The organism is Bradyrhizobium sp. 1 (assembly GCF_023073315.1).
Classification (GTDB): Bacteria; Pseudomonadota; Alphaproteobacteria; order Rhizobiales; family Xanthobacteraceae; genus Bradyrhizobium.
This window is the reverse complement of the sequence record NZ_JADPJH010000028.1, coordinates 236,802-252,713: the sequence shown is the minus strand read 5'-3', so window position 1 is coordinate 252,713 and position 15,912 is coordinate 236,802. Positions and strand designations below refer to the sequence as shown.

The window sequence follows — 15,912 nt, the reverse complement described above, 5'->3', positions numbered from 1 at the left end:
GGCAGGCCATGAATGCGATCCCCGACGATCTCCTGATCACCGCGCCCGACGAGGTTCGCATTCGCCAGGACCTGGTGCTGACGGCGCTCGGCCGCCGCCCGGCCGATCGCTCCTTGCGGGTCGGCAGGTTGCTCGACGTGCACAGCCGCACCTGGAGCGAGGATCAGGAGATCGTCTTTAGGGGACGGCGCATCGCCTGGGTCGGGCCTGCCGGCAGCTATCCCGGCGAGGTGCGCGAGCGCGCGCATCGGCCGGATCTTGCCGCCGTGCCAGGGTTCGGCGAGGTGCACAAGCATATCGAAAGCTCGCATCTGACGCCGGAATGGGAGGCCGCGCTGGTGCTGCCGCATGGCAATACCTGGACCTGCGAGGCGAGCCACGAATTCTCCAACGTCAACGGTGCACGCAATCTTGAATTCTGGTTCGAGGCACGCCGCCGCGGCTCGCCGCTCAAGATCTTCCCGCAACCCGGTTCAGCCGTGCCGCCGACGGCCTACGAATGGGGCGGCGGCTGGTATGGCCACGATGAGCAGGCCCGCTTCATGAGCGAGAGCCTGATGGTCACCGGGCTCGACGAAGTCATGGACTGGCCTGCGGTGTGGAATCCCGACAATCCCTCTTACAAGCGGCTCTGGGGCATGATCGAGGCGACGTTCGCAGCGCGCGGCGTCGTCGAGGGCCATGCCTCCGGATTGCGGGATCTGCCCTCCATCAACGCCTTTGCCGCAGCCGGGCTTGCGTCCGACCATGAGGTACAGACGCCGGAGGAGACCTGGGACAAGCTCACGCGCGGCTTGTTCGTCGAGCTGCGCGTCTATGCCATGGACGAAATCGTCAAATGGCTGCTCGCGAAGGGTTTGCAGGACTGGTCGCAGATCGCATTCACCACGGATGACCGCAGCGCCAGCCACACGCTCGAGCTCGGGGCCAGCGACCATAATGCACGCGTCGCGATCGAGGCCGGCCTTGCGCCGGAAATCGCAATCCAGTGTCTCACGATCAATCCGGCGCGGCACATGCGCCTCACGCCGTTCGTCGGCAGCCTGGCTCCGGGGCGTTTCGGCGACGTCGTGCTGCTGTCGGATGTCGCCAAGCTCACGATCGCCGAAGTGTGGGCCGATGGCGCTCAGGTTTCCGAGGGCAAGCGTTACGTCGGCCATGTGCCCGAGATCCAGTGGCCGGATTGGGCAACGAAGACGGTCAACATCAAGCGTTCGATCAAGCCTGAAGATTTCGAATTGCGGGCCGAGCCCGGCCGTACCACGATGAAGGCTGCGGTGATCCGCCCCTTCCATTGGCATCCGGAATTCTACACGCTCGAACTGCCGGTACGTGACGGTGCCGTGCAGCGCGACGAGAGCGAGACCATCACCAAATTTGCCATCGTCGACCGTTTCTCCGGCGACGGGCGCGTCGCAAAGATGTTTTGGCGCGGCTGTGGGCCGCGCACGCCGGAGACGGCAGTCGCCTGCTCGGTGGCGCACGATAAGCACAATATCTGGGTGGTCGGCTCGTCCGATGCGGCGATGGCAAAGGCGGTGAACGCGCTGATCGAACTTCAGGGCGGATGGGCACTGGTGCGTGAGGGCGAGCTCGTCGCCACCGTGCGCTTCGAGGTCGGCGGGCTGATGAGCTGTCGTTCGGCGCAGGCGCTCGATGCCGAGATGCAGGCGCTTTATGCAGAAGGACGCAAGGTCGACTGGATGTACGAGCCGACGTTCCGGCCGCGCTGGTATCCGGGATTCCCGGAGCGGCTGATGTTTGCGACGCTGACCTGCGCGCCCTGGAGCTGGGTGCTGGTGGCGCCGTGCGAGCAGGCGCCGCTCGGTTTCATCAACGTGCAGACCGGCGAAGCGCACCCGGTGGTCTGGTAAGGGGGGACTGGGATGGACGAGATGACGAAGCCGCAAGACGCTTCCGCGGAGCCGGCGCCGCGCACGGCTACCGGGCTGCTCGATCGGACCTTTGGCCTCACCGAGCGCGGCACGAGCGTTGGCCGCGAGGTGATGGCCGGCGCGACCACGTTCGCGGCGATGGCCTATATCATCGCCGTGAACCCGGCCATCATGTCCAACGCCGGAATGGATCGCGCCGATCTCGTCAGTGCCACGGCGCTCGCCGCGATCGTCGGCTCGGTGATGATGGGGCTGTGGGCCAATCTGCCGCTCGCCGTTGCGCCGGCGATGGGATCGAACGTCATCTTCACCTATGTCATCGTCAAGCAGATGGGCATGCCCTGGCAGGGCGCGCTCGCCATGGTCGGCTTCACTGGCGTGCTGTTCCTGATCCTCAGCCTGTCGAAGCTGCGCGAGAAAGTCGCAAAGGACGTGCCGGAAGCGATGAAGATCGGCATCCAGGCGGCGGTCGGTACCCTCATCGTCTTCATCGCGTTACGCGGCGCCGGATTCGTCGTCCAGAATCCGTCGACCTACATCGCCATGGGCTCGCTGCGCAGCCCGCCGGTGCTGCTGACGCTGTTTGGTCTCCTGCTCACGCCGGTGCTGGTGGTGCGCCGGGTACCGGCGGCGCTGATCCTGTCGATCGCGTTGGTCACCGTGATCGGGTTCTTTGTTCCCGGCGGCAACGGCAAGATGGTGACATCGGTGCCATCAGCGATCATGTCGTGGCCGCGCTGGCCGACCAGCACCTTCATGGCGCTCGACATCGGCTATCTCTTCAGCCATTTCGTCGTGGCGCTGCCGTTGCTGTTCTATTTCCTGTGCGCCGAATTCTTTTCGACGCTGGGCACCTTGATCGGTGTGACGGGCGCCGCCAATTTGCGCAAGCCTGACGGCTCGATCCCGAATGCCACCGCTGCATTTGCGACCGATGCGACGGCCTCCATTGTTGGCCCGCTGCTCGGCACGTCGGTTGTCACGGCCTATATCGAGTCGATCACCGGCGTGCAGGCCGGCGGCCGCACCGGCCTGACCTCGCTGACCGTTGCGGGATTCTTCTGCCTCGCTTTGTTCTTCTGGCCGATCTTCGTCATCATTCCGCCGCAAGCAACCGCGCCCGCGCTGGTGCTCGTCGGCGTGCTGATGATGCAGGGCCTCGCCCGCATTGACATGACTGATCTCGGCAATGCGGTTCCGATCGTGCTGACGCTATTGGTCACCGTGCTGACCAATAACCTCATCAACGGAATGGCCCTGGGCACTCTGAGCTACATTGCTCTGGAGGTGGCGGTCGGCCGGCGGTTGCAGATTCCGGCGATGGTGTGGGGGTTAGGCGTGGTGTTCATCGCTTGCGCGATCGTGATATCCCAGATTTTTTGATGCTCGTGCTACGCCGCAAGATCCAGCAATCGGCACGATCCGCGCACCAGCGCCTTGCGCCCGGCCGGTGTCATCGCTGGCACGCCGTCATCGATCGCGACAAGGCCGAGCTCGACCAGGCTTTTGACGACATAAGCCTTCGCGAGGCGACCGTTCGACACCGGATTGCGAAGCGCTTTCAGCACTTCCCACTGGTCGGGTGAAAGATCGAAGTCGAAATCGTTGCTCATGTTGCCTCAAGCGATAGTACCGTTCGCGTCCTGTTAGCGGCGCTGCATGAAGACCATGCGACGACAATGAGTCGGGAATTCGGTGAGGTGTTTAGAACATCTCTTCACGAATTGTCGCACGTCGTTGCGCCACAAGCGTTAAGATCGTTTGCACACGAATATCGTCCCGATCTCCGATCACTAATTGATGATTTGCGATTGATCGCTTGGGACTGCCGCAGTGCACGGGAAGTATCGCTGTCCCATCCTGCACCGCAATATGCACAGAAACCGTGAGACGAAGGGTTTGAAACTCTGCTACGCTGATTCGTAGGGGAATGGCTTCACGCGGCAGGAGTGGAGTGCATGAACAGGCTGGTAGAAATTCGCAGTCAGGAATCTCTTTGCCGCGAACGTGCTGTGCTGGATTCCGAGCGCCGCGTATTCTGGCTTGCGCAAGCCCAGCAATGGGAGCAGCGCGCGCTCGATGAAATTGCCTATCACTTCCAGTGCAACGTCGTTCAGGCCGAGCTTGCGCGAGGCTGACGCTCGCGGCGCGTCGAGACCTACTGATAAGTCGCCACGATGTCGGACACGGCGCGCTCGAGCTGCTGTGCGGTGGCACATTGGCGCACAACGCTGCAAAAAGTCGCATAGCGCGGCATCTCGGAATCGCCAAAGCCCCAGGCAAGCCGACCCTCGGGATTGAGCCAGACCAGCCGCTTCGAGCGCTCGGAGATGCGGCGCAGGATGTCGGCACGCGGATCGAGATTGTTGCTGCGGGCATCGCCGAGCACGATCACCGTGGTCTGCGGCGTCAGCGTGCTCATGAAGTCCTTCTCGAAATCGACCAGAGACGAGCCGTAGTCGGACGAGCCGAAGCCGACCTTGGACATGATCTCGGCCATCGCCTCTTCGGGCGACTTCTTCTCCAGGATCTCGCTGACCTCGATTGTATGTGAGGAGAATGCGAAGGAGCGGACGTCGTCGACCACCTCGTGCAGCGAGTGGATCAGGAGCAGGAAGAAGTCGGAGACTTGCGCGACGGAGCCGGAGACATCGCAGATTGCGACGATCTTCGGCCGGTCACGATGCTTGCGCTTCCATGCGGTGAGGAAGGGGATGCCGCCCCAGGCGGCGTTGCGGCGGAGCGTGCGGCGGACGTCGAGATGGCCGCGGCGTTGGCGCTTGCGCGGCTTGGAATAGCGCTCGCGCAGTCGCTGTGCGATCCGGCGAATGAGGGCGCGCATCTCGGCAACCTGACGCCGCTCGATGCGGGCAAGCGGCGCGTTGCGCAGGATCTCGTTGCGGAGGTTTTCGGCCTCCTCGCGGGCATAGAGCGCAAGCCCTTGCGAGACCGTGTCGCGCACGGCCTCGCGCAGGGCGTCCAGCGCAGCGCGCAGGCGCTCGGCGAGTGCCGGATTGCTCGCGGTCAGCTCGTCGAGATCATCGCGCAGGCGCTGCAGGCCCATGGCGTCGAGGATGCGGCTGGAGAAGATGCCGCGTTGGGTCGAATAGCGGATGTCGGAGAGCGCGGCTGCACCGGAGGCGCTGGCAATGGCGGCCGCGAGCGCGTTGCGGTCCTGCGACAGCAACATCTGCGCCAGCTGGCCCAGTCCTTCGGGAGGTTGGCCTTCGCCGGCTTCACTGGCCGAGCCGGAAGAGGGCGACTGATCAGCGTTCTGCGAGGCGTTGTCGTCGCTGTCGGCCTCAGGCTGTTCCTGCCGCGGTTCCGGCTGACTGAAGAACAGATCAAAACAGTCGCCGAGCGCGAGCTTCTCGTCCTGGGACTTGGCGAGCGTTAGCAGAAGCGCATCGCGCAGAACGGTTCGGTCGGAAAATCCGACCTGCGACACCGCGCGCATCGCATCGATGCTTTCAGCGGGCGAGACATGAACACCGGCGCCGCGTGCCGCCCGAAAGAAACGATGGAGGTTCTCGCGCATCGGGGTCAACCGAAGATGTTGGAACGCGCTGCCTTGGCAATGAAAGTCGTCACTTGCGGCGTCGCGGCCTCGATGTCGGCTTCGTATTTCAGGAGCACGTTGAGCGTGTCCTTGACGATCTCGGTATCGAGCTCGGAGGCCTGGAGCAGCACCAGCACGCGCGCCCAGTCGATGGTCTCGCTGATCGAGGGCAGCTTCTTCAGATCCAGCGAGCGGATTTCGTGGATGAAGCCGACCATCTGCCGGCGCAGTGTCTGCGAGATGTTGGGCACGCGGCTCTCGACGATCCGTTCCTCCAGCCGCTGCTCGGGGAAGCCGATATGCAGATGCAGGCAGCGCCGCTTCAGAGCGTCGCCGAGGTCACGTTCGCTGTTGGATGTGAGGATCACCGTCGGTGGCGTGATCGCCGAGACGGTGCCGAGCTCGGGGATCGTGACCTGGAAGTCGGAGAGGATTTCCAGCAGGAGCGATTCGAATTCGGCATCCGACTTGTCGATCTCGTCGATCAGCAGCACGCAGCCACCCGGCTGCTCCAGCGCCTGGAGCAGGGGGCGCGGCTCGACGAACTCCTTTGAGAAGAACACGTCGCCAAAATCGTGGAGCTGTGCGAGCGCGTCGTGCAGCGTCTGCGCGCCGCCGAGCACTTCGCCGAGCTTGTCCTTGAGAATCTGGGTGTAGAGAAGCTGCTTGGCGTATTTCCACTCGTAGAGCGCCTTGGCCTCGTCGAGGCCTTCATAGCATTGCAGGCGGATCATCTTCTTGCCGCTCCAGGCGGCGATCGCCTTGGCAAGCTCGGTCTTGCCGACGCCCGCGGGGCCCTCGACAAGGATCGGCTTCTCGATCTGTTGCGACAAATAGACGGCCGTCGCGATCTGCCGGCTCGCGATATAGCCCTGCGCGGCGAGGCCGCTCTCCACTGCCTCGATCGCTGTCGAGGGCTTCTGTTCAGCCACGAATTGGCGCTCCCAAAGGTCTTGCTTGAGGCTTGTTCTGCCTGCGTTCCCCGCAAAGAACAAGCCTCGTTTGGGAGACGTCTGACCCGCGTGAAGGGCGTTTTTTCCGCTTAACGCAAAATAGTTGAGCGGTTCGCCGGCCGCGCGATCAGTGCCGCAGCAGTTCGGGTTTCCGGATTGTCTGCCGAACCTCGGCGCCGCAATCGGCGCACTCGTAGACGAAGTCGATCTTGGCAAGGCTCCAATGCGGCTCGACCTCGCGCACGTACATTGGCAGGAACCCCATGCACGTCGGGCAAATCACAGGCGCGATTTCGATATCCTGATGAAGCTGTACATAAGCTGGCATCTCGGCTCTCCTTCGCAGGCGACCACCAAACCCCGCGCGAAGGCTACTGCCTGATGTCGTCAGGCCGTCATCAACTCTTTCGAACAGAGGTGGAACGGCGGGCGTTTGTCGTTCGCTGTGACATTCTTGTTACGTCTTCTATACTGTAACAGGCGGACCAAATGCCTATTTCACCACGCGATCCGGTTCTCGGACCTTCATGACAACGATAAGGGAGCAACGCCCATGACGCATGCCATTCGCTTTCACAAGACCGGCGGTCCGGAAGTTCTGGTCTGGGAGGAGGTCAGTGTCGGCAAGCCCGGACCGGGCGAAGCGCGCATCCGCCACACCGCCGTCGGTCTCAACTTCGTCGACATCTACAATCGCTCCGGTGTGTATCCCGCGCAATTGCCGAGCGGTCTCGGCAGCGAAGCGGCCGGCGTCGTCGAGGAAATCGGGCCCGGTGTCACCGATCTGAAGCCCGGTGATCGCGTCGCCTATGGCGCCTCGCCGCTCGGCGCCTATTCCGAGGCACGGCTGATCCCGGCCGACCGTCTGCTGAAGCTGCCTGATGGTGTCGATGACAAGACCGCGGCGGCGATGATGCTGAAGGGGCTCACCACGCAATATTTGATCCGGCAGACCTATCGCGTGAAGGCCGGCGATACCATCCTGCTCCATGCCGCGGCCGGCGGCGTTGGTCTGATCCTCAGCCAGTGGGCCAAACATCTCGGCGCGACCGTGATCGGCACCGTCAGCAACGATGAGAAGGCGAAGCTCGCCAAGGCGCATGGCTGCGACCATGTCATCATCTACAGCCGCGAGGATTTCGTGAAGCGCGTCGACGAGATCACCGGGGGTAAGAAGGTGCCGGTGGTCTACGACTCAGTTGGCAAGGACACGTTCCTGAAGTCACTGGACTGCCTCGCGCCGCTCGGCGTCGCTGCGCTGTTTGGTGCGTCCTCCGGCGCTGTCGAGCCGCTCAATCTCGGCCTGCTCGCGCAGAAGGGCTCGCTCTATGTCACCCGGCCGACGCTGTTCACCTATGCCGCCAAGCGCGAGAGCCTGGTCGCAATGGCAGGCGAGCTGTTCGACGTCGTCAAGTCCGGCGCGGTCAAGATCGAGGTGCGCCAGACCTATCCGCTGAAGGACGCTGCCAAGGCGCATGCCGATCTCGCCGCGCGCAAGACCACGGGGTCGACCGTTCTCACGGTATGATCTCCGAACGGGCGGTGACGCAGGCTGCTTCAGTCTGCGTCACGTCCTCTCGTGCTTGCGCAGATCACGGGCGTGATCCATGCGGGTCGCCTGGAGGTCGACATCTTCAGGCGGAATTTGGGGCAGGGCGGCCTCAGCCAGGATGGCTTCGGTCACGTCCTCGACTGAATTCTCGGCGATTTCGTGGATGAACGAGATGTTCTGATATTCGCCCGAGGTGACGCGGGAGACGACCTCGCGCCTTGTGATCTCGGGGTCGACGATCGCCTCGCGACCGCGCCGCCCATAGTCGATCATCACGACGAAATACTGCATGAAACGATCCTGCCGCGCCCCGTGACCGGGGGTGCGGCAGAGTATTTCCGAAAAACGGAATTAAGTCAATGTCAATTTCTAAAAAACAGAAATTCGCCTCACTTGACCTTCTTGCGCGGGCGCCCAGACTTGGCGCGCAGCCGTTCAAGCTGACCCTTGGGCATGGACAGGCAGATCTCGCCGACCCATTCGAGTTTGACGCCGACGATCGGCTTGGCGTTGAAGCTGTTCAGATTGACGACGGAGGGGGATTTGCCCCGTTCGATGGTCTTCAGATAGCGCTCGCCGGTCTTGAGCCGAACTACGGCCTCTTCGCCGTAGAAGCTCGACAGCGGATGCCGCTGGTCCTTGTAGACGACGATCACGTCGCCGCTTTCGTATTTGGGCAACATCGAATCGCCGACGATCTCGAAGGCGACGGTCTCTTCCATGATCGGGAAGGGTAGCGCGATGTCGCCGAGGCCTTCCGGCGGGACCTGTTCATAATCCGGCTCGATCACGGCGCCGGCGCCGACGCGGCCCATGATCGGCGCGAGATTGAGCTCGAGATACTCCATGATCGGAATGATTTCCGATGCCTTCACCAGCCGCTCGCCGCCGAGGATCTCCGAGACCGCTCCGGGCCGCACGCCCATGGCTGCGGCGAGGCCGCCCTTGCTCTTGCCCGTCTTCTCCAGGCCCCGCTCGATCATTGCTGCGTCCAACATGGTGATTCCCTCGGATTGTCCATCGTCTGGTCTCTTGTAATCCGAAATTCGGAATTGATGCAATTATGAATATCAGAATTATTGCTTGACACTTGCTTCGGAATACCGGAATGTTCGTCTCGCCTGCCGGTCCTGCGACCGGAGGAGGCGCATCACAGGACAGCAGCATGGAACCGGGCCACTGGACGTCGGAGCACTCCGACGCGCTTCGCGATTATTTTCTCAGGGGCGTGTCTTACGCGGAGATCGGACATCAGATTAACGCAAGGTTTGGAACGGCTTACACGCGCAATGCGGTGGTCGGCCGTGCCAAGCGGCTCGGGCTCATTGCGCCGACGCGCATGACGAGCCCGTCGATCGTGCCATCTTGGCCGGGCGAGGCCGGTCTGCTCTCGCCGCGCCCGTCGGCGTTACCGGACCTGAACTTGCCGCCGATGTCCGCGATGAAGCCTGCCGCGCGGGTGAAGTTGCGCTGCGTCGGCGTCCAGCCGCGCCTGATCCAGCTGGTCGAACTTGCGCCGACCGACTGTCGCTATCCCTATGGCGGCGACAAGGATGGGGAGGAGATCACCTTCTGCGGCCATCCGTGCCAGCCAGGCTCCAGCTATTGCACACCGCATGCCGGCCTGACGCGCCGGTCGGGACCTGCGTCCGCCCGTGTCGCAGGTCCCGTCGCATTGAGGCTCGTTCCCGTGGCCTGAAAGTGCGGCAATCCCGTTCAATCGATAACTTTGCAAGGAGTACTCGCATGGGACGTGTCCGGCGCAACAAATCCTACAAATTGACGAATATCTACGACCGGCGGTCGCGCGAGGTGCCGTTCAATGCCGAGGTGGCGGAGGTCGAAATCGACAATCCGCTGGGGCTCGATCCCGGCGAGAAGATCGTGGCCATCCGGTCGATCCGCGGCGATCCGCTCGGCCGGCTGCACGCGCACCACCAGATCGACGAGGCGCAATATCGCGGCGGGCGCGCCTTCCAGAACGATTGGGAGCGGGCGGAGCGGGGGCCTCAGGCGGTAGATACGACACGCGAATATGTCGATGGTGCTGGCACGCGCGAGCCTGTCACCGAGAGCCAGCGACAGGCGGTGTTGCGTCTGAACCGCGTCGAGCGCGAACTCGGCACCGATGGCTCGGCGCTGGTGTACGACGTGCTGGTGCTGGGCCTGAGCATGGATCAGATCGGGGAGCTCCGGGCCGTCCGTACGCAGCGCTGGAACGACTATTTTGCGCGGCGTTTTCGCGAATGCCTGGACCGGCTGGCGCTGATCTACGGCTTTGCGACGGAAACGGGGACGAAGCGTGCAAGTCAGTGCAGATAATTGCGGCAGGCCTGCGGTCGCACCGCAGGCCTGCCGGCTCGCTGCCTAGGGATGCGGTACGATCTGGTACGGCGTCGTGTAGGGCTCGACGCGAAGCGAGGCGTTGGCCAAAAGCCCTATCCTGGCGGTCGGCGCCTGCTGCAATTCGCCGTTGGGGCCGCGATGCACGTTGTATTGCCAAACGGTGAGATCGCCCTTCTGCGCCAGCGCGTGTGCAACCGCGCTCGCATCATTGCCGCCGAGTGCCTGAAGCTCTTCCGCCGACAATCCGACGACGATTTCGTCCTTGATGGTGACGACCTTGAACAGGTTCATTTTGGTCTCCTGCGCCCATGCGCCTTGTGTCGAGAGGGTGAGAAGCGCGACCGCGGCGCCCTTGATGAGATCGCAGCGAGAAAGCATGCCGTCGTCCTTTGGTGCTGACGCGCGCCCGAATCGGTATCAGTCCATCAGCCATGGCGCCCGTGATCTGCGTGGCCGGTTCGCAACCGCTTGGTCGTCCGATCTTGAACGCGGGTTCATGCGCGGAAATATATCGCGAGCGGTGAACCTAGATGCGAAGAGGCGAGTCCAAGCCGAGAGCTCCAGGGGATATGTCAGATGAAATTCGCCGGCACTGTTGTTTGCCTTCTGGTGTCCGTCGGCGCCGCAGGCACCGCTGCGGCCGCCGATCCCTTCTACATTGGCAGCTGGATAGTCACGGCCGCCGTGGCCGCGCCATGGGCCGATCCGCAACGCAAGCCTGACGGCACAGAGCGGGCACGGCTGATGGGCAAGGCAGTCGTCCTGAACGCCAAGGAGATCTCGGGACCGCGGCCCTTTGCCTGCGCCAAGCCGCAGTACAAGGTGATCGATTATGGCCCCGACATAATCTTCCAGGGCGCATTCGACGAGATGCAACGTGCCGACAAGAAGGCCGATCCGAAGACGCTTGCTGTCTCGCTCGGCTTTGCCAGCGGTCCGATCAAGACTCTGGAGACCGGCTGCGAGATCGATGTTCATTTCGCCGACGATACAACCGCCAAGATCGGACTCAACAATTACGTGTATACGCTGAAGAGGCGTTAGGCGGTGCCCGCCAATGTCCATTCATATTGGAAACAGGGCGAAACGCTGCGACTGTTGACAGAGATAACGGCCATGTGCGTGATGGATGCTGCTTCTTGACGCAGGCGGGTGACGGCGGTTCATATTCCTGTTATCCGGAATTGCCGTGCTGCGATGCAGACGAAGCATCGCTCAGCCGGTGGTTGGGCTTGCCGAAAGGGTTGTTCCTTGGCATAATTACAACCTGCTTGGTCCGTTTGGATACGTGGTCCAGCGTGCTACCCAGCCGGGGCCCTCCGGCCGAGAGTTTGTCCCGGGCATGGCGTCCGGTTCTGGCGTTGGGCTCTCGCGTGGAAGCCCATGACTGATCAGGAAAGCCGATGCTTGTCATAGGTGCGAAATGAAGAACCTCAATTTCGCGGCTGAACTGCACCTTAAGCTTGGCGCACCTGCGAGCGGCACCGTCGAGAGCCTGCGCCTGCTCAGGGCCTTTTTGAAGCTCGCGCCTCGACAGCGTTTTGAGGTTATCAAGCTGGTCGAGGACCTCGCCACCGAAGAGGCCCTTCCCGAACACCCGCTGTCCTGAGCCCGGCCGCACGCCTTAGGCCTTTTCCTTCGTTTTCCTGCCCAAGCCCAGACCGCCGGGGTCGTTTACCCCCGGGGCTAGCCGCTGGAAGGTGGTCCGGCAAGTGTGGTATTCAGCTAAGAAAAAGGGAGGAGTGCGACCATGATCGAACCGAAGCTCGAAGTTCCGGCCGAACTGCGCGACCTGGCCGAGAAGACGATCGACCAAGCCGAAAAGGCATTTGGAATGTTTTTCGATGCCGCCACCAAATCGATGACGTCGGTTCCCGGAGCGGGCAACGAGGTGTCGAAGCAGGCGCTCGCTTTCACCGAGCAGAACATGAAGTCGGCGTTCGAGCATGCACGCAAGCTCGTTCACGCGACCGACCTTCAGGAAGCGATGCGAATCCAGTCCGACTTCCTGCGAAGTCAGTTCACCAGCGCCGGGGACCACATGCGTCAGATGACCGGCAGCTTCATGCAACCCGGCAAGGGCAAATCCTGATCTTCGGCATGTATACAGCGTGCCCACAAATTGATCTTGCACGGCGCGGTGATCCGCACTTCGATGTTGATGCAGGTCCATGATGGGCCACCGAATGGTCCTCATTCGCCGTCCGTCATCCTTTCTGCTGATCCCTGTCGGTCCTCCGGCAGGGATTTGCAGTTTGTGGGTGTCGCGATTGGCCGGCCCTATGGACGCAGCGATCCGATATAGGCGGCGATGTCGCCGGCTTCGGTCCGGCTGAGGGGAAAGTTCGGCATCTTCGGATGCGGGTCGAGCAGGAAGAAAGCGAGCCTCTCCGGACTGAAGTCCGGCCGGCGCGCAACCGATGCAAACGAGGGGACGTCGGCGCTCGCCTGGGCCTGGCCGCTCGCCACGACGTGGCAGCTTGCACACCATCGCTTGGCGAGGTCGGCGCCATGACTGGCATCGGCGGCGAGAGCGGACGACGCGCCGGAGCTCGAGGCCACGGCCAGCAGCAGGCAAATTCCGCAGCACGATCCCGGAAACTGGGAGAGATCGATCCGGGCGATGATCGACCGCAGCAGCCTTCGAACGGAACGATAGACATGCCGCGCGAATGCCGGCGTCTTTGCCGCGGGCAGGCCAAGACGTTTCATATCAAGGCTTTCGGTGTAGTACGACACGTGCCTCTCCGCGATGGTGAGACCTTCCTAGCCTGGTCGGCCTGGAGCTGCCTTGATCTGTCGCAAAACTTTTTCCGGCTAGTAGTCGCCGGGGTTCATGATCATCGGGCTTCTCGTGTCGGCCGGCGTGAGCGCGCTGCTGGCGCTGTCACGCAGGAATCGGTCCAGCGTCTCCTGGATCTTCTCCTTGACCGCATCAGGGCCGCGGTCGCTCATCTCGGTATGCTGCGCGCCAGTGTGGACAATATCGATCCCGCGCGCCTTGGCTTCTTCCGGCGTCGGCAGCACGCCCGGGTCGGTGGCGAAATGCGGATCTTTCGAGCGGAACGACAGGATCTTCATGTTGTTGCTGAGGACGAACGGCACCCGCAGATTGTCGAGCGTGATCACTTTCGAGACCAGCTCCGGGTGCTGACGGGCGACGTACATCGACACGTCGCCGCCGTTGGAATGGCCGACGAGCGTGATGTGGTCGTAGTCGACGTTCTCCTGACGCCTTTTCAACTCGCTCAGCGCGAAGAGGATGTTGGCCTCGCAGCGCATATACACTTCGCGTCGGCCGACATATTGCTGGCCGACATGGGTCATCAGCGGCGGATCGCTCGGCAGGTCCTGCTGGATGCTGGCAACGAGATAGCCGCGTGCCGCGAGCACATTGGCGAGAAAGGAATACTCGGTGGCCTTGACGGTGTTGCCGTTGCTGATGATGGCGAGCGGCAGCTTCCAGAGACCGAGATTGGCCTTGGTCTCGTAGTCGCGCCGCACCGCGATCTCGACCATGATCGGCCGCTGGCGAGAGGCGTCGAACAGGGTCAAAATCTCATGGCGGATCGCGAACCGGCTGACGACGAAATACTGGCCGACGCCGAGGACGCAAAGAAACGCCAGAACTGCAAACACCCTCTTCATGGTTCCTTCCCAATCACTTTCGAATGAAGATGGTCATTGGCAGTTCCCGGATCGAGCGATCGTGAGCAGGTTACGGGATTAAATTTAGGCAAGTCTGTGAGCAAGGCCGCAAAGGGGCCGCATGAGGGGATACGTAGCGCGAGGGACTCGCAGCTAGAGGCAGCCGCCCCTGCCGCGCTGGGGGCAGAGCCGGAACGCGCTCGACAGCGTGAACAGGAAGCGCGCGCTGCGGCGCTCATTGTCCGGCGCCCGGTAGCTCAAGGGGACGGCTACGCCGAGGTCGGCCTGAATATCGTCCCACAGGAAGAACCGCACGCCCGCGCCTGCCGACGTTAGCGCCAGGCCGTCGCTCAGGCGGTAGCCGTCGTTCCAGACTGCGCCGGCGTCGCCGAAGGCGTAGAGCTGATAGCCGGTCCAGTAGCGGAAATTGAGCTTCTGGTCGAAACGCACTTCAAGCGAGCCGGCCAGACCATTGTCGCCGCTGATCTCGGCTGCGCCATAGCCCCGGCCGAAAGCCGCGCCGCCGAGATAGAATTGCTGCGAGGTGAACAACGGCCGCGATGCCGTCTGGCTCGCCGCGGAGAGTTTGAGCGACCAAGCGTCGTTGAGCGTCTGGTAGCGCGTGAACCAGAGATTCAGCACCGAGAAGTTCGACGCGGCGCCATCGCGTGACAACAGATCGTCGTCGAAATGCGAAGCGCCGAAGATGTCGACACCCTGACGGTAAGTCAGCGTCGCGAAATTGGTGCCGCCGACGCGATCCTGAAGACGGTAGTCGGCCGTCAGGCTCGCGGTCCTGATGTGGTCGTTGTACCAGGGGCCGTAGAGATCGTGCTCGGACACGTTGCTGAAGGTCCCGGCCACGGTGAGCGTGAGTCCGGACGATTGCGACATGAAGGGTACGGTGCTGGCCCTCACCTCGAACGCCTCGGTCGTGGTGATGTCACTGTCGAGCCGGCGGGCGTCGCCCGGCCGCACCGCGCTGTAGAGGACTGACGCGCCGAGACGAACGCCATCGACGCCGACGGGGGCGTCATAGGACAGCCGCGCGAAGCCGAGCTCGCGCGGATCGTTGGCAATAGTCGACAGGTTGGCCACCAGTGTGTCGCCCGGCGTGAGGTAGGAGTTGAATGCGCCGGTCGCATAGGTCTGCCAAGGGCCGACCGATGACGAGCCCAGATTGTCCAGGCCAAACGACGAGAAGACGTGCCAGGTCTTCACGTAGACAATGAGGCGGAAGCGGCCGGTCGCACCGCCAATCTCTTCCAGTGCCGTATCGGTGATCCGGACGCCCGGCCTGCCGTTGATGAGGAAGAGCTGGCGTTCGAGCGTTGCCAGGCGCGACGGCTGTTCGGCAAGAACCGGCCCGAGCATCGGCCTCACGCCGAACTGTTCGGCGCCGTCGCCTTTCAGTTCGGCCTGTACGATGGCGCCTTCGATGACCTGGACCTTGACGCGCCCGTCGGCGATGTCCTGGGGCGGCACGATCGCTCGGCTCAGATGGAAACCGGCGGCACGATAGAGGTCGCTGATCGCGCCTGCGATGGTGGCGAGGTCGGCTTGCGAGACCTTCTTGCCGAGATAGGTCTGATAGACCGCGGCGATGCGATCGCCGGGGATGGCGTGAGCGCCGCTGACATTGACGCCGCGGAGGACGAACTGCGGCTTGGTATCGCCGCCGGTATTGGGCTGCCCGACCGTCGGCAGTCTGACCGGAGGACGTCTTAGCGATTCCTGCTCGGTTTGGTTTTCAAAGTATTTCTCGGGCTGCCGAGGATCGAAGCCTGGCTGGTTCGACTGCTGCGCGAGCGCTTGCGAAATTCCCGTGACGATCGGCGCGACCAACACTAGCGCGGTAAGCAGATGCCGCTTCTCAAAGTGCGCAACGAGCCGATCTCCGTAGTTTGACGGAGAAGTGCCCATCAGCCGGTAAGGGTTCGTTAGCCGCATGATTTTTCA

The 15,912-nt window shown here is 62.7% G+C and carries 19 protein-coding genes; 9 read left to right on the top strand and 10 right to left on the bottom strand.

All coding sequences use genetic code 11. The features are described 5' to 3' along the window. The first annotated feature begins 8 nt into the window (after positions 1–8). Together IVB29_RS23630 and IVB29_RS23625 are read left to right on the top strand one after the other, a co-directional pair. Positions 9–1,874 (top strand): adenine deaminase C-terminal domain-containing protein, encoded by a 1,866-nt coding sequence (locus tag IVB29_RS23630; RefSeq protein WP_247505800.1) that lies wholly within the window; start codon positions 9–11, stop codon positions 1,872–1,874. 21 nt (positions 1,875–1,895) lie between these two features. Further along, positions 1,896–3,278 carry an NCS2 family permease gene (locus tag IVB29_RS23625; RefSeq protein ID WP_247505799.1) on the top strand — a complete coding sequence of 461 codons (1,383 nt, stop codon included), beginning with the start codon at positions 1,896–1,898 and terminating at the stop codon, positions 3,276–3,278. An 8-nt stretch (positions 3,279–3,286) separates the two neighbouring features. Here the strand turns inward: IVB29_RS23625 and IVB29_RS23620 are convergent, their stop codons facing one another. Next, entirely contained in the window at positions 3,287–3,508 is a 222-nt protein-coding gene (locus tag IVB29_RS23620) for a hypothetical protein (RefSeq protein ID WP_247505798.1), read from the bottom strand. 345 nt (positions 3,509–3,853) lie between these two features. Between IVB29_RS23620 and IVB29_RS23615 the strand changes: the two genes are divergently transcribed. Further along, a complete protein-coding gene (locus IVB29_RS23615; RefSeq protein ID WP_247505797.1) occupies positions 3,854–4,033 on the top strand; it encodes a hypothetical protein in 180 nt (59 codons plus the stop codon). A 20-nt stretch (positions 4,034–4,053) separates the two neighbouring features. Here IVB29_RS23615 and IVB29_RS23610 read toward each other — a convergent pair whose 3' ends face one another. The 3 genes from IVB29_RS23610 to IVB29_RS23600 all read right to left on the bottom strand — a co-directional run bounded on the left by IVB29_RS23610 (position 4,054) and on the right by IVB29_RS23600 (position 6,735). Beyond that, positions 4,054–5,433: a VWA domain-containing protein gene (locus tag IVB29_RS23610; RefSeq protein WP_247505796.1), complete on the bottom strand. Its 1,380-nt coding sequence runs from the start codon at positions 5,431–5,433 to the stop codon at positions 4,054–4,056. A 5-nt stretch (positions 5,434–5,438) separates the two neighbouring features. Continuing rightward, positions 5,439–6,386: a MoxR family ATPase gene (locus IVB29_RS23605; RefSeq protein WP_247505795.1), complete on the bottom strand. Its 948-nt coding sequence runs from the start codon at positions 6,384–6,386 to the stop codon at positions 5,439–5,441. Positions 6,387–6,534: 148 nt separating this feature from the next. After that, the gene (locus tag IVB29_RS23600; RefSeq protein ID WP_018644793.1) at positions 6,535–6,735 is read right to left on the bottom strand and encodes a hypothetical protein; all 201 of its coding nucleotides are present in this window, start codon (positions 6,733–6,735) and stop codon (positions 6,535–6,537) included. Between the two features lie 225 nt (positions 6,736–6,960). On the opposite strand from IVB29_RS23600, the gene IVB29_RS23595 reads away from it, so the two are divergent. Further along, on the top strand, positions 6,961–7,935 hold the full coding sequence (locus tag IVB29_RS23595; RefSeq protein WP_247505794.1) for a quinone oxidoreductase: 975 nt from the start codon (positions 6,961–6,963) through the stop codon (positions 7,933–7,935). Between the two features lie 39 nt (positions 7,936–7,974). Here the strand turns inward: IVB29_RS23595 and IVB29_RS23590 are convergent, their stop codons facing one another. Beyond that, positions 7,975–8,250 carry a hypothetical protein gene (locus IVB29_RS23590; protein ID WP_247505793.1) on the bottom strand — a complete coding sequence of 92 codons (276 nt, stop codon included), beginning with the start codon at positions 8,248–8,250 and terminating at the stop codon, positions 7,975–7,977. A 98-nt stretch (positions 8,251–8,348) separates the two neighbouring features. Further along, complete coding sequence (locus tag IVB29_RS23585) at positions 8,349–8,957, bottom strand: S24 family peptidase (RefSeq protein ID WP_247505792.1); 609 nt, start codon at positions 8,955–8,957, stop codon at positions 8,349–8,351. A 167-nt stretch (positions 8,958–9,124) separates the two neighbouring features. Here IVB29_RS23585 and IVB29_RS23580 point away from each other — a divergent pair, with 167 nt between their 5' ends. Continuing rightward, positions 9,125–9,658, top strand: a complete 534-nt coding sequence (locus IVB29_RS23580; protein WP_247505791.1) for a GcrA family cell cycle regulator — start codon at positions 9,125–9,127, stop codon at positions 9,656–9,658. Between the two features lie 47 nt (positions 9,659–9,705). Then, positions 9,706–10,281, top strand: a complete 576-nt coding sequence (locus tag IVB29_RS23575; protein WP_247505790.1) for a hypothetical protein — start codon at positions 9,706–9,708, stop codon at positions 10,279–10,281. A gap of 45 nt (positions 10,282–10,326) precedes the next feature. On the opposite strand, the gene IVB29_RS23570 is transcribed toward IVB29_RS23575, so the two are convergent. Beyond that, positions 10,327–10,683, bottom strand: a complete 357-nt coding sequence (locus IVB29_RS23570) for a hypothetical protein (protein ID WP_247505789.1) — start codon at positions 10,681–10,683, stop codon at positions 10,327–10,329. 198 nt (positions 10,684–10,881) lie between these two features. Between IVB29_RS23570 and IVB29_RS23565 the strand changes: the two genes are divergently transcribed. The 3 genes from IVB29_RS23565 to IVB29_RS23555 all read left to right on the top strand — a co-directional run bounded on the left by IVB29_RS23565 (position 10,882) and on the right by IVB29_RS23555 (position 12,397). Next, positions 10,882–11,349, top strand: a complete 468-nt coding sequence (locus IVB29_RS23565) for a hypothetical protein (protein ID WP_247505788.1) — start codon at positions 10,882–10,884, stop codon at positions 11,347–11,349. Positions 11,350–11,728: 379 nt separating this feature from the next. Then, positions 11,729–11,914 carry a hypothetical protein gene (locus IVB29_RS23560; RefSeq protein ID WP_007601490.1) on the top strand — a complete coding sequence of 62 codons (186 nt, stop codon included), beginning with the start codon at positions 11,729–11,731 and terminating at the stop codon, positions 11,912–11,914. A gap of 141 nt (positions 11,915–12,055) precedes the next feature. Then, the gene (locus IVB29_RS23555; protein WP_247505787.1) at positions 12,056–12,397 is read left to right on the top strand and encodes a phasin; all 342 of its coding nucleotides are present in this window, start codon (positions 12,056–12,058) and stop codon (positions 12,395–12,397) included. 188 nt (positions 12,398–12,585) lie between these two features. Here the strand turns inward: IVB29_RS23555 and IVB29_RS23550 are convergent, their stop codons facing one another. From IVB29_RS23550 to IVB29_RS23540, 3 genes are all read right to left on the bottom strand, one after another. Further along, positions 12,586–12,885 (bottom strand): cytochrome c, encoded by a 300-nt coding sequence (locus IVB29_RS23550; RefSeq protein WP_247505938.1) that lies wholly within the window; start codon positions 12,883–12,885, stop codon positions 12,586–12,588. Positions 12,886–13,122: 237 nt separating this feature from the next. After that, a complete protein-coding gene (locus IVB29_RS23545) occupies positions 13,123–13,953 on the bottom strand; it encodes an alpha/beta hydrolase (protein WP_247505786.1) in 831 nt (276 codons plus the stop codon). Between the two features lie 153 nt (positions 13,954–14,106). Continuing rightward, positions 14,107–15,903, bottom strand: a complete 1,797-nt coding sequence (locus tag IVB29_RS23540; RefSeq protein WP_247505785.1) for a POTRA domain-containing protein — start codon at positions 15,901–15,903, stop codon at positions 14,107–14,109. Positions 15,904–15,912: the final 9 nt, after the last annotated feature.

Bases quoted from the DNA above. Each gene is read 5' to 3' on its own strand.
- IVB29_RS23620 (WP_247505798.1), bottom strand. From the start codon at position 3,508: ATGAGCAACGATTTCGACTTCGATCTTTCACCCGACCAGTGGGAAGTG.
- IVB29_RS23560 (WP_007601490.1), top strand. From the start codon at position 11,729: ATGAAGAACCTCAATTTCGCGGCTGAACTGCACCTTAAGCTTGGCGCA.
- IVB29_RS23625 (WP_247505799.1), top strand. From the start codon at position 1,896: ATGACGAAGCCGCAAGACGCTTCCGCGGAGCCGGCGCCGCGCACGGCT.
- IVB29_RS23545 (WP_247505786.1), bottom strand. From the start codon at position 13,953: ATGAAGAGGGTGTTTGCAGTTCTGGCGTTTCTTTGCGTCCTCGGCGTC.
- IVB29_RS23575 (WP_247505790.1), top strand. From the start codon at position 9,706: ATGGGACGTGTCCGGCGCAACAAATCCTACAAATTGACGAATATCTAC.
- IVB29_RS23565 (WP_247505788.1), top strand. From the start codon at position 10,882: ATGAAATTCGCCGGCACTGTTGTTTGCCTTCTGGTGTCCGTCGGCGCC.
- IVB29_RS23630 (WP_247505800.1), top strand. From the start codon at position 9: ATGAATGCGATCCCCGACGATCTCCTGATCACCGCGCCCGACGAGGTT.
- IVB29_RS23595 (WP_247505794.1), top strand. From the start codon at position 6,961: ATGACGCATGCCATTCGCTTTCACAAGACCGGCGGTCCGGAAGTTCTG.
- IVB29_RS23580 (WP_247505791.1), top strand. From the start codon at position 9,125: ATGGAACCGGGCCACTGGACGTCGGAGCACTCCGACGCGCTTCGCGAT.
- IVB29_RS23590 (WP_247505793.1), bottom strand. From the start codon at position 8,250: ATGCAGTATTTCGTCGTGATGATCGACTATGGGCGGCGCGGTCGCGAG.
- IVB29_RS23600 (WP_018644793.1), bottom strand. From the start codon at position 6,735: ATGCCAGCTTATGTACAGCTTCATCAGGATATCGAAATCGCGCCTGTG.
- IVB29_RS23555 (WP_247505787.1), top strand. From the start codon at position 12,056: ATGATCGAACCGAAGCTCGAAGTTCCGGCCGAACTGCGCGACCTGGCC.
- IVB29_RS23615 (WP_247505797.1), top strand. From the start codon at position 3,854: ATGAACAGGCTGGTAGAAATTCGCAGTCAGGAATCTCTTTGCCGCGAA.
- IVB29_RS23610 (WP_247505796.1), bottom strand. From the start codon at position 5,433: ATGCGCGAGAACCTCCATCGTTTCTTTCGGGCGGCACGCGGCGCCGGT.
- IVB29_RS23585 (WP_247505792.1), bottom strand. From the start codon at position 8,957: ATGTTGGACGCAGCAATGATCGAGCGGGGCCTGGAGAAGACGGGCAAG.
- IVB29_RS23570 (WP_247505789.1), bottom strand. From the start codon at position 10,683: ATGCTTTCTCGCTGCGATCTCATCAAGGGCGCCGCGGTCGCGCTTCTC.
- IVB29_RS23540 (WP_247505785.1), bottom strand. From the start codon at position 15,903: ATGCGGCTAACGAACCCTTACCGGCTGATGGGCACTTCTCCGTCAAAC.